This is a genomic window from Micromonospora sp. NPDC049044, assembly GCF_040649215.1.
GTDB lineage: Bacteria > Actinomycetota > Actinomycetes > Mycobacteriales > Micromonosporaceae > Micromonospora.
Map to the genome: position 1 here is coordinate 22,032 of NZ_JBEZFA010000012.1, position 25,914 is coordinate 47,945.

General features: G+C 70.9%; 23 protein-coding genes and 1 tRNA gene. 11 read left to right on the forward strand and 13 right to left on the reverse strand.

The annotated features are described in order from the left end of the window. Positions 1 to 219: 219 nt before the first annotated feature. The 8 genes from AB0B85_RS12500 (at position 220) to AB0B85_RS12535 (ending at position 9,981) form a co-directional block, all read left to right on the forward strand. Entirely contained in the window at positions 220 to 2,391 is a 2,172-nt protein-coding gene (locus AB0B85_RS12500) for a cell division protein FtsK (protein ID WP_357406490.1), read from the forward strand. Positions 2,392 to 2,527: 136 nt separating this feature from the next. Next, positions 2,528 to 2,803, forward strand: coding sequence for a hypothetical protein (locus AB0B85_RS12505; RefSeq protein ID WP_357406492.1), 276 nt, complete (start codon positions 2,528 to 2,530; stop codon positions 2,801 to 2,803). Further along, entirely contained in the window at positions 2,800 to 3,087 is a 288-nt protein-coding gene (locus tag AB0B85_RS12510; protein WP_357406494.1) for a hypothetical protein, read from the forward strand. Before AB0B85_RS12505 ends, AB0B85_RS12510 begins: the two co-directional genes overlap by 4 nt. Before the next feature lie 4 nt (positions 3,088 to 3,091). Continuing rightward, positions 3,092 to 4,240 carry a bifunctional DNA primase/polymerase gene (locus tag AB0B85_RS12515; RefSeq protein ID WP_357406496.1) on the forward strand — a complete coding sequence of 383 codons (1,149 nt, stop codon included), beginning with the start codon at positions 3,092 to 3,094 and terminating at the stop codon, positions 4,238 to 4,240. Then, positions 4,237 to 5,835 (forward strand): YfjI family protein, encoded by a 1,599-nt coding sequence (locus tag AB0B85_RS12520; protein WP_357406498.1) that lies wholly within the window; start codon positions 4,237 to 4,239, stop codon positions 5,833 to 5,835. Before AB0B85_RS12515 ends, AB0B85_RS12520 begins: the two co-directional genes overlap by 4 nt. A 479-nt stretch (positions 5,836 to 6,314) precedes the next feature. After that, the gene (locus AB0B85_RS12525) at positions 6,315 to 6,515 is read left to right on the forward strand and encodes a helix-turn-helix domain-containing protein (RefSeq protein WP_203174352.1); all 201 of its coding nucleotides are present in this window, start codon (positions 6,315 to 6,317) and stop codon (positions 6,513 to 6,515) included. After that, positions 6,512 to 7,906, forward strand: a complete 1,395-nt coding sequence (locus AB0B85_RS12530) for an integrase (RefSeq protein ID WP_357406500.1) — start codon at positions 6,512 to 6,514, stop codon at positions 7,904 to 7,906. Before AB0B85_RS12525 ends, AB0B85_RS12530 begins: the two co-directional genes overlap by 4 nt. Before the next feature lie 269 nt (positions 7,907 to 8,175). Further along, the gene (locus AB0B85_RS12535; protein ID WP_357406502.1) at positions 8,176 to 9,981 is read left to right on the forward strand and encodes a DUF6119 family protein; all 1,806 of its coding nucleotides are present in this window, start codon (positions 8,176 to 8,178) and stop codon (positions 9,979 to 9,981) included. 145 nt (positions 9,982 to 10,126) lie between these two features. Here the strand turns inward: AB0B85_RS12535 and AB0B85_RS12540 are convergent. Then, positions 10,127 to 10,210, reverse strand: a tRNA-Tyr gene (locus AB0B85_RS12540). A 147-nt stretch (positions 10,211 to 10,357) separates the two neighbouring features. Here AB0B85_RS12540 and AB0B85_RS12545 point away from each other — a divergent pair. Continuing rightward, the gene (locus AB0B85_RS12545) at positions 10,358 to 10,852 is read left to right on the forward strand and encodes a YajQ family cyclic di-GMP-binding protein (RefSeq protein WP_357406504.1); all 495 of its coding nucleotides are present in this window, start codon (positions 10,358 to 10,360) and stop codon (positions 10,850 to 10,852) included. A 133-nt stretch (positions 10,853 to 10,985) separates the two neighbouring features. Here AB0B85_RS12545 and AB0B85_RS12550 read toward each other — a convergent pair whose 3' ends face one another. The 10 genes from AB0B85_RS12550 to AB0B85_RS12595 all read right to left on the reverse strand — a co-directional run bounded on the left by AB0B85_RS12550 (position 10,986) and on the right by AB0B85_RS12595 (position 21,569). Continuing rightward, a complete protein-coding gene (locus AB0B85_RS12550; protein ID WP_357406506.1) occupies positions 10,986 to 11,738 on the reverse strand; it encodes a DUF1028 domain-containing protein in 753 nt (250 codons plus the stop codon). Between the two features lie 302 nt (positions 11,739 to 12,040). Beyond that, positions 12,041 to 13,300: an MFS transporter gene (locus AB0B85_RS12555; protein WP_357406508.1), complete on the reverse strand. Its 1,260-nt coding sequence runs from the start codon at positions 13,298 to 13,300 to the stop codon at positions 12,041 to 12,043. A 136-nt stretch (positions 13,301 to 13,436) separates the two neighbouring features. After that, the gene (htpX, locus tag AB0B85_RS12560) at positions 13,437 to 14,312 is read right to left on the reverse strand and encodes a zinc metalloprotease HtpX (protein ID WP_357406510.1); all 876 of its coding nucleotides are present in this window, start codon (positions 14,310 to 14,312) and stop codon (positions 13,437 to 13,439) included. Between the two features lie 111 nt (positions 14,313 to 14,423). Next, positions 14,424 to 15,926 carry an NADH-quinone oxidoreductase subunit N gene (locus AB0B85_RS12565; protein WP_357406512.1) on the reverse strand — a complete coding sequence of 501 codons (1,503 nt, stop codon included), beginning with the start codon at positions 15,924 to 15,926 and terminating at the stop codon, positions 14,424 to 14,426. Then, positions 15,923 to 17,431: an NADH-quinone oxidoreductase subunit M gene (locus tag AB0B85_RS12570; protein WP_357406514.1), complete on the reverse strand. Its 1,509-nt coding sequence runs from the start codon at positions 17,429 to 17,431 to the stop codon at positions 15,923 to 15,925. The genes AB0B85_RS12565 and AB0B85_RS12570 overlap by 4 nt, the downstream gene beginning before the upstream one ends. Positions 17,432 to 17,570: 139 nt before the next feature. Then, the gene (locus AB0B85_RS12575) at positions 17,571 to 19,502 is read right to left on the reverse strand and encodes an NADH-quinone oxidoreductase subunit L (RefSeq protein ID WP_357406516.1); all 1,932 of its coding nucleotides are present in this window, start codon (positions 19,500 to 19,502) and stop codon (positions 17,571 to 17,573) included. Continuing rightward, positions 19,499 to 19,861, reverse strand: coding sequence for an NADH-quinone oxidoreductase subunit NuoK (gene nuoK / locus AB0B85_RS12580; protein ID WP_357406518.1), 363 nt, complete (start codon positions 19,859 to 19,861; stop codon positions 19,499 to 19,501). The genes AB0B85_RS12575 and nuoK overlap by 4 nt, the downstream gene beginning before the upstream one ends. After that, positions 19,858 to 20,421 (reverse strand): NADH-quinone oxidoreductase subunit J, encoded by a 564-nt coding sequence (locus AB0B85_RS12585; protein WP_357406520.1) that lies wholly within the window; start codon positions 20,419 to 20,421, stop codon positions 19,858 to 19,860. The genes nuoK and AB0B85_RS12585 overlap by 4 nt, the downstream gene beginning before the upstream one ends. A gap of 25 nt (positions 20,422 to 20,446) precedes the next feature. After that, positions 20,447 to 21,052: an NADH-quinone oxidoreductase subunit I gene (locus tag AB0B85_RS12590; protein WP_357406523.1), complete on the reverse strand. Its 606-nt coding sequence runs from the start codon at positions 21,050 to 21,052 to the stop codon at positions 20,447 to 20,449. A 91-nt stretch (positions 21,053 to 21,143) separates the two neighbouring features. Continuing rightward, a complete protein-coding gene (locus AB0B85_RS12595; RefSeq protein WP_357406525.1) occupies positions 21,144 to 21,569 on the reverse strand; it encodes an ester cyclase in 426 nt (141 codons plus the stop codon). A 114-nt stretch (positions 21,570 to 21,683) separates the two neighbouring features. Here AB0B85_RS12595 and AB0B85_RS12600 point away from each other — a divergent pair, with 114 nt between their 5' ends. Continuing rightward, positions 21,684 to 22,703, forward strand: a complete 1,020-nt coding sequence (locus tag AB0B85_RS12600) for a glutathione S-transferase C-terminal domain-containing protein (RefSeq protein ID WP_357406527.1) — start codon at positions 21,684 to 21,686, stop codon at positions 22,701 to 22,703. 301 nt (positions 22,704 to 23,004) lie between these two features. On the opposite strand, the gene AB0B85_RS12605 is transcribed toward AB0B85_RS12600, so the two are convergent. After that, entirely contained in the window at positions 23,005 to 23,967 is a 963-nt protein-coding gene (locus tag AB0B85_RS12605; protein WP_357406529.1) for a complex I subunit 1 family protein, read from the reverse strand. After that, complete coding sequence (locus AB0B85_RS12610) at positions 23,967 to 24,758, reverse strand: NADH-quinone oxidoreductase subunit C (RefSeq protein WP_357406531.1); 792 nt, start codon at positions 24,756 to 24,758, stop codon at positions 23,967 to 23,969. The genes AB0B85_RS12605 and AB0B85_RS12610 overlap by 1 nt, the downstream gene beginning before the upstream one ends. A gap of 106 nt (positions 24,759 to 24,864) precedes the next feature. Between AB0B85_RS12610 and AB0B85_RS12615 the strand changes: the two genes are divergently transcribed. Next, positions 24,865 to 25,911: a glucose 1-dehydrogenase gene (locus AB0B85_RS12615; RefSeq protein WP_357406533.1), complete on the forward strand. Its 1,047-nt coding sequence runs from the start codon at positions 24,865 to 24,867 to the stop codon at positions 25,909 to 25,911. The last annotated feature ends 3 nt before the right edge of the window (positions 25,912 to 25,914 follow it).

A 25,914-nucleotide genomic window follows, 5' to 3' on the forward strand; every position in this document is an offset into this window, starting at 1 on the left:
GCGGCTGTATGCACGCGCACTCCGGCGGCGTCCCGGGACGCGGGTGCCTGTCCTGCGGCTGCGCGTGCTCCCCGGTCAACCGTGGCAAGACGTGCCGCTGCTGCGGCGCGACCGACACCTAGCCCTGCCCGGCGGCGCGGCCTCACGGCCTCGACAACCCGGCCGCGCCGCCGGCCCTCAACCCCCGACCCTCACGGATCAGATGGAGGAACACCCATCATGACGTCCCCCAACGAAGACGACCGATTCGACTGGCACGCCGCCGAAAACGACCTGACCAACCCGACCGCCGCCGGCCCGGATGCCGAGGTGGTCGACCTGGACGACGCCCGCGCCCGGCGGGCACCTCGACCGCACCCCGCCGCCGGTGACACCCACTTCGACATGCCGTTGGATGAGACGCCGCAGCGCGGGGGGATGCTGGTCGACCCGCCGCCTACCGCGCCGAACGGCCGCCGGCCGATCATCCCGGCAGGGTGGTCGGGGTGGCAGAACATCAAGCACAGCGTGCGGCAGGCCGCCGAGCTGGCCGGCTACCGCGCCGGTTTCCACGCGGTCCGCTCGCCCTGGTACGCCACGCAGGCCGCGTTCTGGGCCACGGTCGGCGCGTTCCGCCTGACGGGTCGGCAACTGCGGTGGTGGTGGGTCGCCGAGCAGACCGGGCTACGGCAGGCCGCCGCCGACGCGAATGACCCGGCGATGTGGCACAAGCTGCACCGGGAGGTCAAGGCCACCCGCGCCTGGCGGGGTGTCGTCCTGCTCGCCGAGGCGGTCACGCTGGCGGTGGCCGCGCCGATCGCGTGGGCGACCGCCCCGTGGTGGGCGCTGACCGCAGGTGCCGGCCTGGCCGTGGCCTACCTCGCGCACGTCGGACGGCCGGATGACCGGCCGATCATCACCCCGGCTACCGTGGCGGGTCGGTTCCGGCGGGTCAACCCGGACATCATCCTGCGCGCCTACTACGCCGCCGGCCTTGGCAACCCGGACAAGGCGCACCAGCGGGTGGAGTTCGGCTCCACGATGGCCCGTGACCCCTCCGGCACCGGCTCGCAGGTGTCGATCGATCTGCCGTACGGCAAGACCTTTGACGACGCGGTCAAGGCCCGCGGTTCGATCGCCTCGGGCCTGGACGTCGCAGTGTCGCAGGTGTTCATCACCCGCGATCCCAGCTCGCACCGCCGGCACACACTGTGGGTCGCCGACCGTGACCCGCTCGCCCAAGGCGCGGGCCGCACGCCGCTGCTGCGGTGCAAGCCGACCGACATTTGGCAGCCGGCCCCGTTCGGGCTGGACGAGCGCGGCAACAAGGTCGCCGTTGACCTGATGTGGAACAGCGTCCTGATCGGCGCGCAACCTCGGCAGGGCAAGACGTTCGCCGCCCGCTCCCTGGCGTTGTACGCGGCTTTGGACCCGTACGTGAAGCTGACCGTCCTCGACGGGGGCGGTAAGCCCGACTGGCGCAAGTTCGCGCTGGTCGCCGACCGGTACGCGTTCGGGCTGGCGATGACCCGCGACGGCGACCCGGCGGAAATCGTCCTCGACGCGTTGCGGGAGATCAAGGCCGACGTGCAAGACCGCTACGAGCGGCTGTCACGGCTGCCCGTGGACGTTTGCCCGGAAGGCAAGCTGACCCGCGAGATTGCCCGCGACCCGAAGTACAACATGCCGGTGCGGGCGGTGTTCCTGGACGAGTTCCAGGAGTACTTCGATCTCGGCGACATCTCCAAGGAGATCGCGTCGCTGCTGGTCTACCTGGTGAAGGTCGCCCCGGCAGCCGGGGTGATGTTCGTTGACGCCACGCAGCGACCCTCAGGGGTCGGCGGTGGACAGGTCGCCACGCAGTTCATCAGCTTCCGCGACAACCACCAGGTGCGTTTCTCGCTGCGCACCGGCTCGTGGAACGTCTCGGATCTGGTGTTGGGGGCGGGGGCGAACTCCGAAGGCTACGACTCGTCCACGCTGCTGCCGTCCTACAAGGGCGTTGGCATCCTGCGCGGCGCATCCGATGCCACCCCGACCGTGCGGACGTACCTCGCTGACGCCGACGACGCGGAGAAGATCCTGATCGCCGCGCGGAAGCTGCGCGAGGCCGCCGGCACGCTCTCCGGGATGGCGGCCGGGGAGGACGTCGCCCGCGAGATCCGCGATGTGCTCGCCGACGTTCGCAGCGTGATCGAGCGCGGCGAGACCGGCGCGCAGTGGGAAGAGATCGCGGCCCGCCTCGCCGCCCGCCTGCCCGAGGCGTACGCGGACGTGACCGCCGAATCGATCTCCGCTCAGGTCCGCGCGTTCGGTGTACGCAGCGTAGACGTCAAGCGTTCCGGCAAGGCCCTCAAGGGAGCCAAGGCCGACGACATCGACGCCGCCATCACCCGCCGCAAGGCCGCCTAACAGGTCGCGGCCCGCCCGCGACCGGTCGCGTTCACGCGACTCGACCCGCGACCGGCCTGGTCAGGACAGACATCGGCCGGTCGCGGGTCGCCCCCACCCCGCTCTAAGCCCGAAAACAGCCTCGGGAGGCCCCACCGTGCCCACCCACGCCGCGACCGCAACCACCACCGGCAGCGCTGCCGGCATGATCATCCTGGTTCTTCTCATCGTCACACTCGGTTACCTCACGGCGTGCATGATCCGGCCGTTTCGGCGCTGCCGCCGCTGCCACGGCATCGGCCGACGCCGCACCCTGATCCTGCGCGTCGGGCGTACCTGCCGCCGCTGCGAGGGCAACGGGGAGCACCTACGTGTCGGCCGTGTCGCCATCAACTACCTGCGCGAGCTACACGACAAAGGCACGCCCCGATGAACCGCCGCGCCGCCGGCCACACCGAGTGGTGCGGGATGAACCACCGCTGCAACCTCGGTGAACACCGCTCGGAAGAAATCGTGATCGACGTCGCCGGCCGCTCCCGCGCCGTCCTCGTGCGGGTGCGCACCGCCGCCGGCCGCGAACACGCCGAGGTCCGCGTCAGGGTCGCGCTCGCCCCGACCGAGGTGGCCGCCCGCCGACAGTTGGTCGGGCTACTCGGCGACCTGCGGCACGCGGTGACCCGGGCCGCGATCACCACCCGGCCCCGACCGAGGCGGTAACCCGGTGGCCGCCCGGTGGCTGGCCGCAAGCACGGTGCTCGGCCGGCCGGTGACCGACGCCGAGGCATACCCGCACATCTGCAACCGGCTACTCGCCGCCGACAACGCGAGCAGCGGCCGGCCTGTCCTGCTACGCCGCCGCGACTGCGCCGCCTGCGCCCAAGGCCGACACGAACGCCTACACGGCCGGCCGCAACCCGCTCGCCTCACCACCTCACCCGCACCACCGGAGAGGACCCGCACCATGCCCGACAACCCGCTGCTCACCGCCGCGCTCGCGCACGCCGCACGCGGCTGGCACGTCTTCCCGCTACGCCCCGACGACAAGCGACCCGCCTTCCCCGACCACGCTGGCGACGACTGCACCGGCCGCGACCCGCGCTGCCGCACCGCCGGTCACCACCTCGGATGGGAGCCCCGCGCCACCACCGACCCCGACCGCATCCGCCGCGCGTGGTCTGCCCGCCCCTACGGCATCGGGTTGGCCTGCGGCCCGTCGCGGCTGGTCGTGGTCGACCTCGACCGGCCCAAGGACGGCACCACCGGCCCTACCGGACTGGACACCCTCGCCGACCTGGCCGCCGCACACGCCGCCAGCATCGAACCGACGTACACGGTCACCACCGGGCGGGGCGGCACCCACCTCTACTACCGCCACCCCGACGACGGACCAGAGTTGCGCAACACGGCCGGCACGCTCGGCCCGCTGGTCGACACCCGCGCGCATGGCGGCTACGTAGTCGCCGCCGGGTCGACGGTCAACGGACGGCCCTACCGGGTCGACCTGGACACCGACCCCGCCCCACTGCCCCGGTGGCTGGCCGCCCGGTTGATTCCGGCGCCGCTTCCGCCGCAGCGGCCGGTGGTGGTATCGCTGCCGACCGACCGCAGCGGCGCGTACGTCCGGGCCGCGATCACCCGGGAAGCCGACCGGGTAACCACCGCACCGGCAGGGGAGCGCAATCGGGCGCTCTACGTCGCCGCCGTGGCACTCGGGCAACTCACCGCCGGTGGGTCGCTCACCGCCGAGGACGCCGAAAGCGTGCTGGAACAAGCCGCAGCACAGGCCGGGCTGGGCCACGTCGAGACGGCACGCACCATCCGATCCGGGCTGGCCGCCGGCAGCAAGCGACCCCGGCAGGTGGCCGCATGAACGCCGCCCGCCTCCACCTCGTCACCGACCACCCCGACACCACCGACGCGCCGGCCCCGGGCGGTCCGCTGTGGGATGTTCCAGTGCCCCTGACCGGGCCGAGCACCGCGCCGCCACCGTTCCCGGTCGACGTGTTCCCCGCATGGTTGGGCGACATGGTGACCGGCGTCGCCCGGTTCACCCAGACCGACCCCGCGATGGCCGGCACCCTCGCCGTAGCCGTGCTCTCGGCGTGCGCGGGTGGCCGCCTGGAGGTGGAGCCGGTGGGCGGGTGGCGGGAGCCGGTGAACGTGTTCGCCGCCGTCATCGCCGGCCCCGGTGAGCGGAAGTCGCCTGTGCACCGGGCGATGACCGCGCCGCTGTTCGCCGCTCAATCCACGCTTGGTGAGGCGATGCGACCTCGGATCGCGGAAGCGGCGGCGCTGCGGGACATCGCCGATCGGCAGGCCGAGCAAGCCAAGGCTCAGGCCGCAAAGGCCAGCGACCCGGGCAAGCGGGACGAGGCCGCCGCCGAGGCCGTAGCCGCTGCGATCGCGGCCGAGGCGATCACCGTTCCCGGCCTGCCCCGGCTGATCGTGGACGACGCCACCCCGGAAGCCCTCATCGGGTTGATGGCCGCCAACGGCGGACGCATGGCGATCATCTCCGATGAAGGCGGGATCTTCGACACCCTCGCTGGCCGGTACTCCGGTGCACCCAACCTTGACCCCTACCTGAAAGGCCACGCGGGACAGCCGATGAGCAACGAACGGCAGACCCGCGAGGGAGCCTCGGTCGACAAACCCGCCCTGACCGTGTGCGTCATGGCGCAACCGACCGTGCTGCGCAAATTCGGCGGGAACGCCGACCTCGCCGGGCGCGGCCTGCCGGCCCGGTTCCTGTTCGCCCTGCCCCGATCCCTCGCGGGGTATCGGCTGGTCGACACGGAGCCGGTGCCCGAGGCAGTGACGGCCGGCTACCGGCACCGGGTGCACGACCTGGCCGCCACCCTCGCCGAGTGGGAAGACCCCGCCGTGGTCACCCTCACCCCCGATGCCGGGCGGGTGCGGCTGGCCGCCGCTCAGGAGGTAGAGGCACAGCTACGCCCCGGCGGGACGCTGCACGACATGCGCGAGTGGGGCAACAAGCTCTCTGGCGCAACGCTGCGGCTGGCCGGGTTGCTGCACGTCGCCCACCACCCCGCCGACGCGTGGCGACGCCCCATCGACGCCGACCGCATGACCGACGCCGTGCGGCTGGCCGAGTTCTTCGCCGCGCACTACCGGGCCGCACTCACCACCATCGGCAGCGACGCCGCGATTGAGAACACCCGGTACGTCCTCGGCGTGCTCACCACCAAGGGCATGACCACCTTCACCCGCCGGGAGCTACACCGCCGCGTCTCCCGCCGGCTACCGAAGTCCGACGAGGTGTCAGCGGTGCTCGCCGAGCTGGCCGCTCTCGGGTGGGTGCGCAACGGGCCGGACGGTCGCTACGAGCTGCACCCGCGCGCCGTGGCCGAGGTGCCCGAAGGCGTTGACACGTTGACAACCGCCCCCGACGCCGACGTTTCCGCAGCTCAGCACGCCCGCGAGGGTGTCAACAGGGTGCGTTGACAGCCGTTGACAGGCGTTGACAACCCGCCGCCGGCCGACCCGGTGTCAACGGGTGTCAACGCCTGTCAACGGAGGGTGTTGACACCCCGACACCGCCTCTCACCTGCGGAAACGCTTCCGGTTCGGCCGATTGTCAACGTGTCAACGCTTCCCGACCCCCTCCCGGCCCGCATCCGCGCCGCCCCCGTCGATCGGCACCCGGAAACGGCCCGCTGAGAGCCACACAGACGGTTCGGCCCTATGCCTTACACCAACGATGCCCGGATCTTGCCTACACGGTGCTCTCAGCGGGCCGCCCTACGCCGTTATGACGCACCGCCACCCCAACCCTCCACAGCCGACCGCCGCCGACCGGAAGGCGCTCACCGCGCCACTCAGCCCGCAAAACACCCCGCTGAAACAGCCGCAACACTGCCCGCCTCAACGCCGCGGCTTGTTCCAGCGCTCCACCTGCACCCCGCACGAGGGAGGCCCCGCCCATGACCGCGCGCCGCACCCCGACCGGCAACCTGCTCACCCTCGCCGAAGTCCTGGACGAACTCCGCGTACCCCGGTCGACCTTCTTCCGCTGGAAGGCCACCGGCCGCGCACCCCGAACGATCAAGTACCCGAACGGCAGCCTGTACGTCCGCCGCCGCGACCTGGACAACTGGCTCAACGACCACGAAGAGGCAGCATGAGCAGCACTTACGAAGTACGCGTACACGGCATCCTCAAGAACCAACTCAGCAAGGGCTACTCCTACGTGGTCCGCTGGAAGGTGGCGGGCGAGCCGTTCCGGAAGACCTTCGCGACCCGCGCCCTAGCCGAGAGCTACCGGTCAAAGCTGGTGGTGTCTCAGCGGGAAGGCGTCGCGTTCGACAAGGCCAGCGGCCTGCCCGAGCCCATGGCCCGCGCGCTCAACGCCCGTTCGTGGTACGAGCACGCGGTGGCCTACGTCGACATGAAGTGGCCCCGCGCGTCGGCAAAGCATCGCAAGGGCATCGCCGAGACGCTGGCCACCGTTACACCGGCACTGCTGACGACGGACCGGGGCGTGCCCAGCGACAAGGCGCTACGGGCCGCGCTCTACGGGTGGGTGTTCAACAAGGCTCGCCGCGACGCTGGCGACCCACCCGCTCACCTGTCCGCCGCCGTGCGCTGGCTCAAGGCAAACACCGTCGATCTGACGGCGCTCGCCGACCCTGCCTTGGTGCGGAAGGCGCTCGACACACTCGCCCTGCGGATGGATGGTGCCCCCGCCTCGGCAAGCACGATCGCCCGCAAGCGGGCAGTCTTCTCCGGCGCTCTCAAGTACGCCGTTGAGCTGCGCCTACTCGACACGCACCCAATGACCCTGGTGAGCTGGACCGCCCCGAAGACGGCCGATGAGGTCGACCGGGGCGCGGTGGTGAACCCCGATCAGGCGCGGGCACTGCTCGCCGAGGTCGGCCGCACGGTGCCCGAGTTGGAAGCGTTCTTCGGATGCATGTACTACGCCGCACTACGCCCCGAAGAGGTGCTTCACCTGCGCGAAGACGAGTACGAGCGGCCCGCCGAGCCTGACGGGTGGGGCGTACTGCACCTGACCGGCTCGACGGTGGCCGTGGGTCGGGACTGGGGCGACGGAGACGACACGGCCGAGGACCGGGGGTTGAAGCACAGAGCGAAGGCCGCCACACGGGATGTGCCGGTGCCGCCGCCGCTCGTGCGGCTGCTCGACCATCACGTCAAGGAGTACCCGCCCGGATCGAACGGGAAGCTGTTCGTCACCCGGCGCGGCCCCGGTGGGCGGTACGTGCCCACCGCCGGCCAACCGATCCCGAACAATACCTACGGGAAGGCGTGGCGCGACGCGCGGGCAAAGGTGCTCACCCCAGCTCAGCAGCGATCCCCGCTGGCACGGCGACCGTACGACCTGCGACACGCCGCCGTGTCGCTCTGGCTTAACGCCGGGGTGCCGGCTACCCAGGTCGCAGAGTGGGCCGGGCATAGCGTGCACGTCCTCATGCGGGTCTACGCGAAGTGCGTCTACGGCCAGGAAGAGGCCGCGCGGAGAAGGATTGAGGCCGCTTTGTCGCAGGTGGAATGACGGGATTCTGACACCTGCCGCTGCTCTCCTCGATCAGAAGGTTCCACCCGGTGCGAGTCAGCGTCGAATGATGCCGAGCGGAGGCAGGACAAGGGCTGAACTGCGCTTTCCTGCCTCCAGCCGGCGAGGTGTCTCGGCCGAAAGTGGCAACCAACGGGCTAAAGGGCGGTCAGTCGGGGACGTGAGGACTCGCCCTAGAGCCCTGGAGCCGCCTTTATCCACCAAACCACTCATTCCGCCACGATCACTTACCGTGGTACGACGTATCCATGGAGTCAGAAGCCACGCCGGCCACCGCCCCTCCCAAGCTCCGCTTCAACTGCTACCTCTTACGCCAAGGCCTGCCGACGATCGAAGCCGCCCTACGCACCCCATACCGCCCAGGGGGCAGAACACCGATGTTGCCCATTCAACCAGCGGGCGGAGCGCCACAGGGAACAGTTGGCTACTTCAGCACCCCGAAACAAAAGGTTCCGCCGTGGGCCAAAGCCCTCTCGCCAATCTTCCCTGCACTTTCCCAGGCGCAGAATCTATCGAATCGATTCGTCATCTTCCTTCCAGTCCAGAGTCGATGGTTCGCCGTGTGCTTCGGCTACGGAAGCTCAGCCTTGGAGTGGAGCGCAATCGAGGCAAATTTCGGCCTCCGATTCGCAGCTCGACGCATGAGCCCTAAGTCGCTCCGCGAGTTCCGCAGCAGAAGGGTAGGCGCGTCAAATCGTGCCCAAGCCGTGCAACTACCGCTCGGAGGTGACCTAAAGGACCTTGATGTTGGAGCACTAGAGGGCGAATTTGTTCGACGCCTGGCGGGAACGCTAGACGAGAGCAACGGAGCCGAGTTCGCCGACGTTGACGCGGTGGCCGCAACCGACGCCATATCCTTCCGAGCCCGCACGGACCTTGAGAAGATCCAAGGAACACTTAGTCGGATGCTTGCCGAGATTGAGGCTGGCACGGCCACCGAGGGACTGAAATTCGTTGACTCCCTAGAACCACTTCGAGTCAAGAGCGAGCAGACAGCCCAGCTTGATCGTCACCTCGCACAAGCGCTCTTCGGCGGGGTGCATGGCTTTGCTGAGTTCGGCGATGAGTTAAGCGGGCTACAGGACCATCTGCTGGAGTTCTCTTTCCCCGACACCCTGACGACAGACGAGATAGACGAAATCCGTCTGTACCGCGGAGAGCGATCGACGCTTCTATCGGAGCCCTCCATCGCAGGCGTGCGTGACGCACTCAACGAACTTAAAGGCCGGCTCACGGCACGATCGCTCGACAACATCAAGTTGATGGCGTTCGACAATGAAGGTGAAGCCAAGAGCCCATATATGCCGCTACGTCACTGGCTTATATTTGAGTCGGGCAACGAGGAGCGGCGCTTCATTCTCACACTCGGCCGATGGTTCGCGCTGAACGAGGACTACACGCGCAAGCTCGATGACGACCTGAGCAAAGTCGATGACCTAACGAATGCCCTCAAGCCGCCCGCATGGGAGGGAGGGAAAGCAGAAGGCGCATACAACGATGACTTCCAGGACGCCCACTCCGATACCACCATTATCCTCGATAAGGTAAAGATTCGGTCAGAAGATGGTGACGAGATCGAAGCATGTGACCTACTTCATCGTGACGGATTCTTGATCCACGTGAAGAACTATAAGAAAAGCCAGACCCTCAGTCACCTGTTCTCCCAGGGTCTCGTTTCCGCGCTTAGCTTGCGCGGCGACTCCGTGTACCGTGCCAACTTTCTCCGAGCCGTGCAGGGCATCGACCCGGCCTTCGTACCTATAGCCGAGAAGGCTCCCGAAGTGGTCGTTTATGCGATCGGGGTTCAGAAGGACCGACCAGTACCACTAGGGCTCCCGAGCTTCAGCAAGGTGAACCTACGCGACTTCGTGAAGCGGGTACGGGGCACAGGCGCGCGTCCCGCGATCTGTCGGATACAAATCACCGACTCTGCCGGGAGCGCGGGAGCCTCTAATGACGTGCAGACAGTGCCGGTGGAGCAGGCTGAGGTCTCATCCCCCCATCCCCCCGGGCCGAGGAAGGCCGAAGAGGGCACGCATCCGAGCCAGACGTAGAACTGGACGCGGCAGGACACGCGATCATGGCGACACGTATGCGACACGACCGGTGAGACGCAGCCGCCCTGAGTGAGAACCAGCGGGACTACCAAGAAGGGCCCCTGACCGGCATCTCTGCTGGTCAGGGGCCCTTCTTAGCACCTGGTGGCGGGTAGAGGATTCGAACCTCTGTAGCTTTCGCGACGGATTTACAGTCCGCTCCCATTGGCCGCTCGGGCAACCCGCCAGGGCACCCCACCGCGTCGTAACGCGGCGGCGGAAGCAAGGATAGCGGCTCCCCCCGGTGCCGACGCAACCGGGTACGGTCAGGGGGTCGTGCCGCTGGTCGGCGGCCGACGGCAGGCCCAGACCGCCGGACAGCAGGAGCAGATACATGGCAGCGAACCCGTCGTTTGACATTGTGAGCAAGGTTGACCGGCAGGAGGTCGACAACGCCCTCCGGCAGGCGGTGAAGGAGCTCGCGACCCGGTTCGACTTCCGCGGCACCGGGGCGGAGATCTCCTGGTCCGGCGAGGAGGCGATCGGCCTTCAGGCGGAGACCGAGGAGCGTGTTCGTGCCGCGCTTGACGTCTTCAAGGAGAAGCTCGTCAAGCGGAACATCTCGCTGAAGGCGCTGGACGCCGGCGAGCCGCGCCCGTCCGGCAAGATTTTCAAGATCGACTGCAAGGTCGTCCAGGGCATCGAGGCGGACAAGGCCAAGGCCATCAGCAAGAAGATCCGCGACGAGGGTCCCAAGGGCGTACAGGCGCAGATCCAGGGCGACCAGCTGCGCGTCACCGGCAAGAAGAGGGATGACCTCCAGGCCGTCATCGCGCTGCTCAAGGGTGAGGACTTCGGCGTCGCCCTCCAGTTCGACAACTACCGGTAAGGCGGCGACCGCCGCTCAGGCCGCCGCCGACCAGCAGGGCTTTCCGATATCGCCGTCAGGCACTGAGGCAAAGGCGGGACCTGGCCGAGTTGGAGCGAGCCGGGCATCAACCGACAAGGCATCCGACGCCTACTCACAGGGCTTCGCCGGTTGCCGTTGTTGATGTCTGCTGGTCGACGGCGTTCGACGGTGTCTTGCGCTCCATCGGTGTCCCGAGCGCCTGCCGGGCGGCTTCGCCCATGGGGTCCTCGCGGGTCGGCATCCCTCGGATTGTCGGCAGCACCTCGTCCCGAAAGACGCCGTGCAGCCGGCGCAGTTCCCGCGCCGGATGCTCGGCGTCGTCGACTCGCACGTCCCAGAGCGGGTACGGCTGATCGCCGATCACCGTGACGGTCGCCGACCGTGCGCCGTGCCGGTCACCGCCGGCCTCCTCGCCGGCCTCGATGGCCAGAACGAGCCGCTCCGCCAGGTCGAGTCCCCCACTCTCCTCGAACACCCGGAGGATCTCCGCGAGGATCTGCGGGCCTACCAGGCGGTTGCCCTGCAGCGCGTAACCCGGCCCGGTGCGGTGCCCTGCCCAGCCCACGGTGCGGGAGCCGGTGAAGGCGTGCGAGCGGCCGTGGCGGTCGACCATGCCGACCTGCCGCACGTCCCGACCCGGATCCTGGGCCAGCAGCTCGGTCAGGACGTCCTGCGGCGAGCGGCCCTCGTCGAGCAGCGGCAGACCGTGATAGGCCAGGAACGGATTGACTGTGGCCTGGGTCGCCACCGCACCGCCGCCCGACTGGACGTGGGCGACGAGCTTGCCGACCGCGGGCCTGGCCGTCAGGGCTCCCACCCCGAGTTGCCCGGTACGCCGGCACCATGCGGCGATCGAGAAGGTCACGCCCGGGAGGTACCCGGACGTACTCCCAGCATGCCCGGAGCCCCGCCTGGGTGCTGTCGCCGCCGACCCCGCCGGCACCGCACCTGACGCGCAGCGGGAACCGCTCTGGATGCAGAGCGCCGTGCACACTGGGCAGGCCGGCGGGACCCGGGTTCCTTGAAGTCGGGGCATCCGACGCGCAGGGGTAGCCGGACTTCAAGGAATTCGAGTGGATCAAGCCGGGGGCGGCCGCCGAGTGGATCGGGCCCGCGCGGGCGGCGAGCCCCGCACGGGAGGCGAGCCCCGCGCGGGGGACAGCGGCGTCAGACCGGGACGGGGGCTTCGGCGCGTACCGCTGTGGTTTCGGCACGGGCGATGGGCCCGGCGGGCAGGGCCGCGACTGCGGCCCCGACGGCGACGGCCGCCCCGGCGAACAGGAACGCCCAGCGGACCCCGCCGGAGTGATCCACGATCAGGCCGGCCACCGCGCCGCCGGCCGCGCTCGCCGCCACCGCGACGGTGACCACCCAGGTGTACGCCTCGTTCAGCATGCTGGTCGGGGCGATCCGGCCGACCAGGGTGTTCTCCAGGGTCAGCGCGGGCGCGATGGTGGCTCCGCCGACGACGAGGGCGACGCCGAGCGCCAGCGGGGTGGGCATCACCGCGAACACGGCGAAGGTGCCGGCCAGCGCGGCGAGGATCAGGGCGAACTGCCGGGTCATGTTCGCCGCCGGCTTGCGGACGCCGAACCAGAACCCGCCGATGGCGCTGCCGATCCCCCAGACGGCCAGGAGCAGGCCGGCCAGGCTCTCCGGGTCGCCGGTGGTGTGGCCGCTCGCGTACGCCGGGACGATCACCCCGGCGGCGCCGAAGGCGATGCCCAGGCCGGCCACGCAGACCAGCAGGGCGGGGAAGCCGGCGACGCGCAGCGGGCCGAGCCCGCGGGCGTGGTGCTCGCGCGGGTGCGGACGCCACCCGCGCATCACCCGGCCGAGTGCCACGGCGGTGGTGCCGACCAGGGTGACCACTGCCGCGCCGATCAGCGCGGCCGCGGCGTCGGCGACGAGCACGAACCCGGCGACGAGCAGCGGGCCGAGCACGAAGACGATTTCGAACAGTGAGGTTTCGGCGGCGAGCGCCGTGTTGCGCAGGGGGTACCTGCCGCTTGCGGGGCCGGTCAGGTCGTTCCAGGCGCCTCGGATGGCGGCGGTGAGCGGCGGGTAGGTGGCGCCGGCCACGCCTGCGGCGAGGTAGATGGCGGGGAGCGCGTCGTCGCCCGAGCGGCTGGCCAGCAGTAGTCCGATGAGTGCCAGCGGGTGGGCCACGGCGGTGGCCAGCAGGACGGGGCTGGGGCCGACGCGGTCGGCGATCCGGCCAGCGATCGGGCTGAGGGCGGCACCGGCGACGGCGTAGATCCCGCCGGCGATGGCGGCCAGCGCGTACCGCCCGGTCACCTGTTCGACGACAAGCAGCAGCGCCAGCGGCGTCATGCCGATCCCGAGCCGCCCGACGATGCCGAGGATCAGCAGCATCGGGGCGCCGGGGATCCGCCAGACACCCAGATACTGACGCAGCGCGGCCACCGTGAACCTCCCGGGGATGTAATGAGCGTTAGCCGTTACGACCCTAACGCCACCGCCGTGCCGGCAGACAACCGAAATACAGCACTCCGCCCGCACCCGGGGCTACCGGATGCGGGCGGAGTGCGTGCTCAGCGGGTCAGCGCTGGAACTGGACCGGACCCGAGTTGGCGGCCATCTGCTCCAGCCGGGCGACGCGGTCCTCCATCTTCGGGTGGGTGGAGAAGAGCGCCGCCATGCCGCCGCCCCGGAACGGGTTGGCGATCATGAGGTGTGCGGTGCTGGTGAGCTGACCCTGGGCCGGCAACGGCCGACGCCGGGCCACCGCGTCGATCTTGCGCAGCGCGCTGGCCAGGGCGAGCGGGTCACGGCTCAGCTCGGCGCCCGACGCGTCCGCCTGGAACTCGCGGCTCCGGCTGATCGCCAACTGGATCACGGTCGCCGCGATCGGGCCGAGGATCAGGGTGAGCAGCAGCACCGCCGGGTTCGGGCGGTCCTCGTCGTCCCCGCCACCGAGCGGAATGAAGAAGGCGAGGTTCGCCAGCAGGGTGATGATGCTGGCCAGCCCGGCCGCCACGCTGGAGATCAGGATGTCCCGGTTGTAGACGTGGGACAGCTCATGGCCGATCACACCGCGCAGCTCACGGTAGTCGAGGATCTCGGTGATGCCCTGGGTCACGCAGACCGCCGCGTGCTGCGGGTTGCGCCCCGTGGCGAACGCGTTCGGCTGCGCGGTCGGGCTGACGTACAGGCGCGGCATCGGCTGCTGGGCGTCGGTCGCCAACTCCCGCACCATGCGGTACAACTCGGGGAACTGTGCCTCGGTGACCGGTTGCGCACCCATCGAGCGCAGCGCGAGCTTGTCGGAGTAGAAGTAGCTCACGCCGTTCATGACAAGCGAGATGAGGACGGCGATGACCAAGCCGCTGCTGCCACCGAACCAATAGCCCACCGCGAGGATCAGGGCGCTGAGCAGGCCAAGCAGCGCTGCGGTCTTCAGACGGTTGTGGTGCACGATGTCTCCTTCGGTGCACGGATCGCCGGGATCCGCTGACCGGTTCAACAACCCGGTACCCGCCAACCATCCGTCTCAACGCTGAGAGTTCACTGAGACTGGAATACCAGGTCAGCGGGGGGCGAGGTCGAGCACCAACTGCGGGGCGAAGCCGAGCACCACAGCGGCCACCGTCGCCACCGCCAGCACCACTGCCACCACACCCACCACGGGTACGGCAGCCGTACCGTCCCCGGCTGGCGCCGCGGCCGGGCCTGACCCCACCGTCGCCGGGGTCCAGAGCGCGGCAGCCACCCGCAGGTAGTACGCCAACCCGATCACCGCGTTCAACGCCACCACGAGCGCCAACCAGGCCGCCCCGCCGTCCAGCAGCGCCCGCACCACTGTCACCTTCGCGAACAGCCCGGCCAGGCCGGGCGGCAGACCGGCCAGGCCCACGAGCGCCAGACCGAGCGCCGCGCCCCGCCACGGGTGCCGGCGGGCCGCCCCCCGCAGGTCGTCGAGCGTGCCGCCGTCCGCCCCGGCCGGACGCAACGCGGTCACCCCGGCGAACGCGGCCAGCTCCAACACGACGAAGAAGACCGCGTACGCCACGGCGGCGGCGTACGCGGCGGAACGTGCCTCGTCAGTGCGGCCGGCGGCCAGCGCCAACGCCCCCAGCGGGGCGAGGATGTACCCGGCCTGCGCGACTGACGACCAGGCGAGCAGCCGGACGGTCCGCCGCTGGCGCAGCGCAACCAGGTTGCCGACGGTCATGGTGAGCACCGCGAGCAGGGCGAGCACCGGGCCGGTCTGCTCCGCCGGCAGTGCCCGCTGCACCACGGCGAGCAACGCGACGAGGCCACCGAGCTTCGACGCCGTGGACAGGTACGCGGCCACCGGCAGCGGCGCCCCGTCGTAGGTGGCCGGCGCCCAGGCGTGGAACGGCACCGCCGCCACCTTGAACGCCAACCCGACAAGCAGCAACGCCACAGCTGCGGTGGTCAGCGGCAGCTCCCGCAGGTCGGAACGCTCGGCGAGCAGCGCGCCAAGCCGATCCAGGTGCAGTCCACCGGTCACCGCGTACAGCAGTGCCGCGCCGAGCAGCGTGATGGTGGTCGCGACCACGCTGACCACGAAGAAGGTGAGTGCCGCCTCGGCGCTCGCGAGACTGCCCCGACGCAGGCCGACAAGCACGTACAGCGGCAGGGTGAGCGTCTCCAGGGCCACGATCACGGTGATCAGGTCGCCCGCCGCGCCGAGCACCACGCCACCGGTCATCGAGCAGGCCAGCAGGAAGCAGTACTCCCCCACCGGCGACCGGCCGCCCCGAAGCGCCGGCACGGACAGCCCGAGCACGCCCAGGGTGAGCAGCGCCACCACCACGCCGACCAGGGCGGCCCGGCCGCCGAAGACCCAGGAGCAGTCCGCGCCGACACAGAACGTCCGCCGCTCCCCGGCCGCGCCGACCACTGCGGCACCGACTGCGGTACCGAGCGCGCCGAGCGCCGCCACCACGATCGTGGCCCGTGGCCGCGCCAGGAGCAGGTCGGTGATGAGCACGAGCACCGCGGTGCCGGCGGCCAGGTAGGCCGGCAGCAGCGCGACGTTGTCCACGCTCTGCACACCGGTCATGGCAGGACCACCCCGATCAGAGCGTCGACGGGCGCCTCGGCGACCCCGAGCACAAGCGCCGGGGCCAGCCCGATCGCCAACGCGAGCAGCACCAGCGGCACCCACGCGGTCAGCTCCGCACCGGCCAGGCCGGGACCGACCCGACCGACGGCGGCACTCGGCCGGTTGTGGGTGACCTGGCGCAGCAGGCGCAGGAAGTACGCGGCGGTGAGCGCGGCACCGACAGCGGCCAACACCCCGAGGGTGGTCCAGAGCGGGCCACCCACCTGGACGGCGGCGATCACCGCGAACGCCTCGCCCCAGAAGCCGGCCAACCCGGGCAGGCCGAGCGAACCGATCGCCGCGAACGCCAGCAGGCCAGCCAGCCGGGGAGCGGTCTCCCGCAGCCCGGACAGCTCGGCGAGCGCGCCCGTGCCGGTGCGGTCCTTCACCGCGCCGGCCAGGAAGAACAGCAGGGCGGTGAGCACCCCGTGCGCGATGTTGCCGATCAGGGCCGCCTGGACGCCGACTGTGGTCAGCGTGGCGACGCCGAGCAGCACGAAGCCCATGTGCCCCACACTTGAGTACGCGATCAGCCGCTTGACGTCCGTCTGGGCCAGGCAGACAAGCGAACCGACCAGGATCGCGGCGACGGCGAGCACGCCGAGCACGGGCGCTGCCCAGCGGGCGCCTTCCGGTGCCACCCCCACCGCCACCCGGATCAGACCGTAGGTGCCCATCTTCAACAGCACCCCGGCCAGCACGACGCTGCCCACCGTGGGGGCCTGGGTGTGCGCGTCGGGCAGCCAGGAGTGCAGCGGCCACAGCGGGCTCTTCACCGCGAACGCCACAGCGAACAGGGTGAACGCGGCCAACTGGGTGCCCCTGGACATCCCCGCGCCACCGGTCAACGCCATCAGATCGGCGGTGCCGGTGGCCGCGACCACCACGTACACGCCGACCAGCAGCAGCACCGAGCCGAACAGGGTGTACAGCGCGAACTTGCGGGCCGCCCGACGCCGGTCCGCGCCGCCCCAGCCGGCGATGATCGCGTACATCGGCAGCAGGACGACCTCGAAGAACAGGAAGAACAACACCAGGTCCAGGGCGAGGAAGGTGCCCAGGATGCCCACCTCGACCACCAACAGCAACGCGACAAGGGTCCGGCCACTGCCGCCGTCCGGCACCCGCCACACCGTGTACGCGCAGCAGAGCAGCGTGAGCAGCGCGGTCAACACCACGAGCGGCCAGGAGATGCCGTCGACACCGAGGTGGAAGCGCAACTCCAGGCCGGGCACCCAGGGCAGGTCCAGGTAGTGCCACGGGAACACCGCCGGCCCGTTGTCCGACCACACCAGCCAGTCCCGGCGGCCGAACACCAGCGCCACCGCCGCCAGCAGGGTCAGCGCCGCGGCTACCGTCCCGACCAGCCGGGCCGCCCGGTCCCGGGGCGTCGCCGCCACCGCTACCGCACCCAGCGCCGGCACCGCCAGCACGGCGACCAGCAACGCCTGCCCAACGCTCACCGGACCGCCTTCGTTCGCGAGGCTCGCGACCCCGACCCACTCCACGCGCTCACCGGACCGCCCTCGGCTCGCGGCCCCGACCCACTCCACGCGCTCACCGGACCGCCCTCGGCTCGCGGCCCCGACCCACGCCGCGCGCTCACTGGGCAGCTCCGATCACAGCCGCCGCCAGGCCGATCAGCAGCGCGCCGGCCAGCACGCCCGCGGCGGCCCGGGGCAGCGCCGCCCGGTGCAGCGCGGCCAACCCCGCGCCCAGACCGGTCGCCGCCCGCCCGCTGCCCTCGACGGCACCGTCCACCACCACCTCGTCCCCGGCGCGGGCGACCCGGGCCAGCGCGCGGACGGGGCGTACGACAAGGATGTGCTGAAGGTCGTCGAGCCGGAACGCGCGGGCGAAGACCGGCCGCAGCGGACCCAGCGCGGCCGCCGGGTCGGCGGCCGGGTTCCGCCGCCACAGCAGCAGGACCAGCGCCGCCCCGACCAGCAGCAACGCGAGTGGGAGCAGCACCTCCGACGCCACGTGGACCAGGCCGTCCTCGGAGCCCGCCACCGGCACTGTCGGAAACCGCAGACGGTCGGCGAACGCCCCGACGAACCCGGCCAGACCCAACAGCGCGGCCGGTACGGTGAGCAGCAGCACCGGCCAGCGCAGCAACGCGGGCGGGTCGTGCGGTCGGACCAGTGGCAGTCGTGGCGCACCGAAGAAGGCGCGGAGCAGCAGCCGACCGGCGTACCAGGCGGTGATCACCACCCCGACCAGCCCGGCGATCCAGACGATCCAGCCCACCCACGACGGTGCCGGGCCGGTGCCCTCGAGCGCGGCGGACTCGGCGACCGTGAGCACGCCGTCCTTGCTCCAGAAACCCGCCAACGGCGGCACCCCGGCCAACGCGCCCAGGCCCACGACCGTGCACCAGAACGTCACGGGCATGCTGCGCCGCAGCCCACCCATCTCCGACATCAGGGTGGTGCCGACCGCGTGGATCACCGCGCCCGCGGCCAGGAACAGCAACGCCTTGAACGCGGCGTGGGTGAGCAGGTGGAACAGCGCCGCCGCCGGTGAGCCGACCGCCAACGCGCCGGTCATGTAGCCCAACTGGGACACCGTCGACCAGGCCAGCACCCGCTTGATGTCGTCCTGCGCGGTGGCGGCGAGCGCACCGAGCAGCAGCGTGATCGCGCCCAGCACCCCCAGCACCGTGAGCGTCACCGGCGCGGCAGTGAAGAGTGGGTAGAGCCGGGTCACGGCGTACACCCCGGCGGCGACCATGGTCGCCGCGTGGATCAGTGCGGAGATCGGCGTCGGGCCGGCCATCGCGTCCGGCAGCCAGGTGTGCAGCGGGAACTGCGCGCTCTTGCCGGCCACCCCGGCGAGCAGCAACAGGCCGGCGGCGGTCAACGTCGCTGTGGAGTGGTCGTGGGCGAGCACGTCGGCGATCCGGAAACTGCCCGTCGACACGCCGAGCAACGCGATGCCGAGCAGGAACCCGACATCACCGACCCGGGTCACCAGGAACGCCTTCATCGCGGCGGCCGGCGCACCGGCCAGTCGGCGGTCGTGGGCGATGAGCAGGTACGAGCAGAGGCCCATCACCTCCCAACCGACCAACAGCATGATCAGGTCCCCGGCCACCACCACCAGCAGCATGGCGCCGGTGAAGATGCTGATCTGGGCGGCGTACGGCGGGTAGCGGTGGTCGACGTCGATGTCGTCGTGTGGACCGCGCCGCAGGTAGCCGATCGAGTAGACCTGAACGGCCAGCGCGACAGCGGTGACCGCCACCGCGACAAGTGTGGCGGCCCCGTCCAGCCGTACGCCGAGGGTCACCGCCAGCCCACCGACGTCGACCCAGGTGGTCGACGTCTCCGTCGGCCCGTCGACAGTGACCAGCAGCGCGACGGCAAGCGCGAACGCGACGGCCGCACCGGTGACGCCGAGCGCGACGGCCGCCCGGCGGGCCCGGCCACCGCCGGTCGGGTCGTCGCGACGCGGGGCCGGCGGCAGCAACAGGCCGGCCAGGCCGGCGACCAGCGGTACGGCGGGCAGCAAAGCCCCGAGCAGCCCGGTCACCGGCCCGCCTCCCGGTCCAGGACGGCCGGTTCGCGCCCACCAACGGTCTGCGCAGGCTCGGTCAGCGGCACGTCATCGACCGCGACGGTGGCCCGCAGCCGGTAGAGCTGCAGGACGATCGCCAGCCCCACCCCGATCTCGGCGGCGGCGAGGACGATCACGAACAGCGCGAAGACCTGCCCGGAGTGCGGCAGCACGGCGCGGGCGGTGCTGTCCGCGGTGACCAGGATCAGGTTTACCGCGTTGAGCATCAACTCGACAGACATCAGCACCAGCACCGCGTTGCGCCGACGCAGCACGCCGTAGACGCCGAGGCCGAACAGCAGCGCGGCGGTGACGTACGGGATGACCGGCCTCACCGGCGCCCCCCGGTCCGGACGTCGACCCCGGGCCGGTCGGCGGTCTCGGCCACGCCGGGGCCGGCCCGGCCGATGTCCGGCCGGGACAGCACTATCGCACCCACCAGCGCGGACAGCAGCAGCACCGAGAGCACCTCGAACGGCAGCACCCAGGACTGGAAGATCTGCTCCCCCAGCCGCTCGGCGGTGCCCGTGGCCGGCAAGGCGACACTGCTCCAGCGGTACGCGTCGACGAGCAGCACGGTAAGGCCCAGCCCGGCGCCACCGCCGATCAGTGCGGCCGGCCAGCCGGGCCGGTCCAGGTCGTCGGAGGCGCCGATCGGCGCCCGGGTCAGCATCACCGCGAACAACAGCAGGACCACCACCGCGCCCACATAGATCAGCACCTGCACCCAGGCCACCAACTCGGCGCTGAGCACCAGGAAGTCACCGGCCAGCGCGCCCAGGCACACCACCAGGTAGAGCCCGGCCCGGACCAGGTGCTTCGTGGTCACCACCAGCACGCCGGCACCGACCGCCACCGCGCCGAGGGCGAGCAGCAGCACATCCGCCCCGGTCACCGGGCCGCCTCTCCGGCTCCGGTGGTCACGACGCGGGGTCCTGGTCGGCGGCGGGGCGTACCGATGGAGGAGCCGGACGGGCGGCGGCGGCCTTGCGGGCGGCGGCGGTCTCCTCCTTGGCCGGCTCCCCGTTCGGGTCGTGCGCGGGCGGCGGCGGGACGGTGGCCATCCACTGACCGAGGTGGTCCTTGTCGTGCAGCAGGTCCTTGATGTCGTACTCGGCGTACTCGAACTCGGGGGACCAGTAGAGCGCGTCGAACGGGCAGACCTCGATGCAGATGCCGCAGTACATGCAGAGGGAGAAGTCGATGTCGAACTTGTCGAGCACGTTGCGCTGGCGGGGGCGGGCGGCGCCGGGCACCGCCACCTCCTCCTTGTGCGAGTCGATGTAGATGCACCAGTCCGGACACTCCCGGGCGCAGAGCATGCAGACAGTGCAGTTCTCCTCCGACAGCGCGATCACACCGCGCGAGCGGGGCGGCAGGTCGGGGGCGACGTCCGGGTACTGCTGGGTGGTCGACCGGCTGGTCATCGTCTTGAGGGTGACCGCCAACCCCTTCACCAGGCCCGCGCCGGGAAGGCCGCGTTCGCCGGTGGCACCGCGCTCGCTGGGGTCGCTCATGTCGACCATCCTGCCCTGTGGCCCCGGCGCGCGCGACCACCACCCACAGGTCCACGGCGATACCGTGGCTGCGGCGAGCCCTTCCCGATCAATCTGCCGATCACACCCCGGGCCCGGTCACAGCCGGGGGCAGCATCTCCACGCCGAGTTGCTGGAGGAGTTGGAACAGCTCGTTGCAGCTCCACACCTCGACGATCCGGCCCGCCGCGTCGAAGCGCAGGAACGTCGCGCCGGAGTAGCTGACCACCTGACCGGTCGGCGGCACCGGCCCGAACTGCCCGGCGTGCGTGCCGGCGGCCCGCCAGTGCACTGCCACCCGCTCGCCGGACGCCACCACGTCCACGATCTTGTAGCGCAGGTCCGGGAACGCCGCCCGCCGCTCCCGGTGCCAGGCGAGCGTCGCCTCCGGCCCGGTGCCGCCCAGCCCCGGGCAGTCCTCCGCGATCAACTCGTACGCCGACTCCTCCCGGCGCGCGTTCCACACATCGGCGATGAACCGCCGGGCCGCCGCCTCCACATCCGTCATCCCGGCAGGGTAACCGGGCCAGCCGGCCCCGAGACGGGCCAGGTTGCGGCGCACCGCACGGTCGAACCGAAGATCGGCGAGGATGTGAGGAGCGGCAACAGACCGGAGGATGACGTGGGCGAGGAAACAGGCGGGAAGTACGTCGAGCCGGGTGGCGAGTTCACCCGCGACCAGCGGTACATCGCCACTCGGATCACCGAGGACGGGCGCGACGGGTATCCGGTGGAGCCGGGCCGGTACCGCCTGGCGGTCAGTCGGGCCTGCCCGTGGGCCAACCGCCTGATCATCGTCCGACGGCTGCTCGGCCTGGAGGATGCCATCTCGATGGCGGTGGCCGGCCCGACCCACGACGCCCGGAGCTGGACCTTCGACCTCGACCCGGGCGGCCGGGACCCGGTGCTCGGCATCGAGCGCATCCAGGAGGCCTACTTCAGGCGCTTCCCCGACTACGAGCGCGGCATCACCGTGCCGGCGATGGTGGACGTGCCGACCGGGCAGGTGGTGACTAACGACTACGCGCAGATGAGCCTGGACCTGTCCACCCAGTGGCGCGCGTACCACCGCGACGGTGCCCCGCAGCTCTATCCCGAGCACCTGCGGACGCAGATCGACGAGGTCAACACCGTGGTGTTCCGGGACGTCAACAACGGTGTCTACAGGTGTGGGTTCGCCGGCAGCCAGGAGGCGTACGACAAGGCGTACCACCGGCTCTTCGACCGGCTGGACTGGTTGACCGAGCGGCTGACCGACCAGCGCTTCCTGGTCGGCGACACCATCACCGAGGCCGACGTGCGGCTGTTCACCACGCTGGTCCGCTTCGACCCGGTGTATCACGGCCACTTCAAGTGCAACAGGCAGAAGCTGAGCGAGATGCCGGTGCTGTGGGCGTACGCCCGGGACCTGTTCCAGACCCCCGGCTTCGGCGACACGATCGACTTCGACCACATCAAGCGGCACTACTACGAGGTGCACCGCGACATCAACCCGACCGGGATCGTGCCGCTCGGCCCCGACCTGTCCAACTGGCTCACCCCGCACGGCCGGGAGACGCTGGGTGGCCGCCCGTTCGGCGACGGCACCCCGCCACCGCCGCCCGCCGAGCCGGTCGACCCGGCACACACCCCGCTGCGCTGAGCGGCCACCTCGCGCCAGTTCGTCGCTCCTCGCCGAGATCCGCGCAACATCAGGGATGTTGGTGCCTCCCGCCTGTCGGAGGCAGCGGTCCGCCCCACCTCGCGCAGGATGATCGCGCTCGATCACTGATGTAGTGGCTTCCGCGCCGACCGACACCACTACAACAAGGATCGAGCGCGATCAAGGTCGCGCGAGGCCCCGGCATCGTCGCGCGAGGCCTGGGCACCGTCGCGCGAGGCCTGGGCACTGTCGCGCGAGGCCTGGGCACCGTCGCGCGAGGCCCGGACACTGCCGCTCCAGGTCAGAGGGCGAGGCGGACGGCCACCGTGAGGACCAGCTGCGCGAGGGAGGCGGGCACCAGTACCAGCCAGCAGAGCCGTTGCAACTGGTCTTCGCGCAGCCGGGGGTAGGACACCCGCAGCCAGATGATCACGAAGGACACCGCGAAGATCTTGAGGAGCGTCCAGAGCCAGCCCAACTGGTCGTCGGCGAACGGGCCCTGCCACCCACCGAGGAACAGCACAGTGGTCAGTGCGGCGATCACCACGATGCCGACGTACTCGGCGAGCAGGAAGAACGCGAAGCGCAGCCCGGTGTATTCGGTCATGTAGCCGAAGACCAGCTCGGAGTCGGCCACCGGCATGTCGAACGGTGGCCGGCGGATCTCGGCCAGCCCGGCGACGAAGAAGACGATCATCGCGGGTGCCTGCCAGAGCAGCCACCACGGCTGCCACGCCTCGACGATGCCGGAGAGGCTGAGCGTGCCCGCCGCCATCGCCACCGACGCGGCGGCCAACACCAGCGGCAGCTCGTAACCGAGCAGCTGGGCGGCCCCCCGCAGCCCGCCGAGCAGGCTGTATTTGTTCGCCGACGCCCACGCCGACATGAGCACCGCCACCACACCGACGCCGACCACGGCCAGCACGAAGAACAGGCCGATGTCCAACGGTTGCCCGACCAGGTCGTTCGGGCCGAGCGGGATGACCAGCAGCACCAGCAGGTAGGGCACCAGCGCCACCGCCGGGGCGAGCCGGAACACCGCCCGGTCGGCCTCGCGCGGGGTCACGTCCTCCTTCTGCACGAACTTGACCCCGTCCGCCACCAACTGGGCCCAGCCGTGGAAGCCACCGGCGTACATCGGACCGAGCCGGCCCTGCATGTGCGCCATCACCTTGTGCTCGGCCTGGCCGACCAGCAGGGGCAGGGTGAGGAACGCGACAAGCACGCCAGCCACCCGCAGCACCAGCTCCACCCAGAGCGGCATCAGGTCGTACCCCCGTCGTCGTCGCTGCGGCCGTCGCGGGCCGGCGCGTCCGCGACCGGGCCCGACCCCGGCTGCCCGGCTGAGCCCTCCCCGGCAGACCGGGGGGTACGCGCCGGACGGGTCCCCGGCGCGGGCCGCGCCGGACGGTCACCGGCCGGGCGGGCCGGGGTGCCGCCGCGCGGGCCCTCCCCCACGCCACCGGCGCCGGCCGGGGTGGGTGTGGTCCCCCACTCACCCGGAGCGGGCACGCCCGGCGGGCGGATCGGGCGGCGGCCACCACCGGCCTCGGCCTCGCCCGGCTCCTTCGCGCCCGGCCAGGGCTTCGCCACCCGGGACGCGAGCACGAACTCCTTGCGGAGCGGGTGACCCTCGAACTCCGGCGGCAGCAACAGCGGCAACAGGTCCCCGTGGCCGGCGAAGTCGATGCCGAACATCTCGTGTGTCTCCCGCTCGTGCCAGGCGGCGCCCGGGTAGACGTCGACCACCGAGGCGACGGTGGGCGCTTCGCGCGGCAGCCGGGTGCGCAGCAGCACCCCGTGTCGCAGCCGCGTCGACCAGAGGTGCGCCACCACGTCGAAGCCGTCGGTCAACTCGTCGACGGCGGAGAGCCAGTCGAAGAAGTCGCAGGCCAACGCGTCGTCGTCGCGGGCGACCCGAACAGCGGTCAGCCAGCTTTCCGGTGGGACGTCCACGGTGGCGCGGGCGAACCGTTGCCCGCCGGAGACCGACGGGGTCGCCGCAACCGGCGCGAGCAGCGCGACCAGCTGAGCGCCGACCTCTTCGGGAGTCATGCCGCTGATCCTAGTGCCGCTCGGGTCGTCGCCTGGCCGCCGCCGAGGCCCGGTGATCTGCCGGCTTTGGGAGCGGCGCGGCCCTGGGCGGGGAAAGATGAGGGACGTGCGCGCTGTGACTGTGAAACCCGGGGTCGCCAACTCGCTGAGCCTCGTCGAGGATCAGCCGGAGCCGGCTGCCGAGGAGGGGTCGGTGCTTGTCGAGGCGCTGGCCGTGGGGATCTGCGGCACGGACCACGAGATCATCGCCGGACAGTACGGCGAGGCGCCGCCGGGTGCCGACCGGCTCGTCATCGGGCACGAGTCGCTGGGTCGGGTGATCGAGGACCCCAGCGGCACGCTGCAACCCGGTGACCTGGTGGCCGGGATCGTCCGGCACCCCGACCCGGTCCCCTGCCCCAACTGCGCGGTCGGCGAGTGGGACATGTGCCGCAACGGTCAGTACACCGAACACGGCATCAAGGCGCTACCCGGGTTCGCCCGCGACCGTTGGCGGATCGAGTCACAGTTCGCGGTCCGGCTCGACCCGGCTCTGGGCCAGGTGGGCGTGCTGTTGGAGCCGACAAGCGTGGTGGCGAAGGCCTGGGACCACATCGAGCGGATCGGGCACCGGGCGGAGTGGCAGCCGCAGACCGTCCTGGTCACCGGGGCCGGGCCGATCGGATTGCTGGCCGCCCTGCTCGGCACCCAGCGCGGGCTCGCCGTCCACGTCCTGGACCGGGCCACCGACGGGCCCAAGCCGGAACTGGTCCGTGGGCTCGGTGCCACCTACCACGCGGTGCCGGTAAACGACCTGCCCTTCGAACCGGACGTGGTGATCGAGTGCACCGGTGCGCCCACCGTGGTCCTCGACGTGATGTGCAAGGCGGCCCCGACCGGGATCGTCTGCCTGGCCGGGGTGTCCAGCGGTGGTCGGAGCATCGACTTCGACGCCGGTGCGCTCAACCGGGCGTTGGTGCTTGAGAACAACGTGGTGTTCGGCTCGGTGAACGCCAACCGGCGGCACTGGAACATGGCCGCGCAGGCGTTGGCCCGCGCCGACCAGGTCTGGTTGGAGTCGCTGATCACCCGCCGGGTGCCGGCGAACAGGTACGCCGACGCGTACACCGCTGGCCCGGACGACATCAAGGTGGTCCTGGAGTTCGCCTCCTGAGGG

Bases quoted from the DNA above. Each gene is read 5' to 3' on its own strand.
- AB0B85_RS12500 (WP_357406490.1), top strand. From the start codon at position 220: ATGACGTCCCCCAACGAAGACGACCGATTCGACTGGCACGCCGCCGAA.
- AB0B85_RS12510 (WP_357406494.1), top strand. From the start codon at position 2,800: ATGAACCGCCGCGCCGCCGGCCACACCGAGTGGTGCGGGATGAACCAC.
- AB0B85_RS12520 (WP_357406498.1), top strand. From the start codon at position 4,237: ATGAACGCCGCCCGCCTCCACCTCGTCACCGACCACCCCGACACCACC.
- AB0B85_RS12525 (WP_203174352.1), top strand. From the start codon at position 6,315: ATGACCGCGCGCCGCACCCCGACCGGCAACCTGCTCACCCTCGCCGAA.
- AB0B85_RS12530 (WP_357406500.1), top strand. From the start codon at position 6,512: ATGAGCAGCACTTACGAAGTACGCGTACACGGCATCCTCAAGAACCAA.
- AB0B85_RS12535 (WP_357406502.1), top strand. From the start codon at position 8,176: ATGGAGTCAGAAGCCACGCCGGCCACCGCCCCTCCCAAGCTCCGCTTC.
- AB0B85_RS12545 (WP_357406504.1), top strand. From the start codon at position 10,358: ATGGCAGCGAACCCGTCGTTTGACATTGTGAGCAAGGTTGACCGGCAG.
- AB0B85_RS12565 (WP_357406512.1), bottom strand. From the start codon at position 15,926: ATGACCGGTGTGCAGAGCGTGGACAACGTCGCGCTGCTGCCGGCCTAC.
- AB0B85_RS12590 (WP_357406523.1), bottom strand. From the start codon at position 21,052: ATGGTCGACATGAGCGACCCCAGCGAGCGCGGTGCCACCGGCGAACGC.
- AB0B85_RS12595 (WP_357406525.1), bottom strand. From the start codon at position 21,569: ATGACGGATGTGGAGGCGGCGGCCCGGCGGTTCATCGCCGATGTGTGG.
- AB0B85_RS12605 (WP_357406529.1), bottom strand. From the start codon at position 23,967: ATGCCGCTCTGGGTGGAGCTGGTGCTGCGGGTGGCTGGCGTGCTTGTC.
- AB0B85_RS12610 (WP_357406531.1), bottom strand. From the start codon at position 24,758: ATGACTCCCGAAGAGGTCGGCGCTCAGCTGGTCGCGCTGCTCGCGCCG.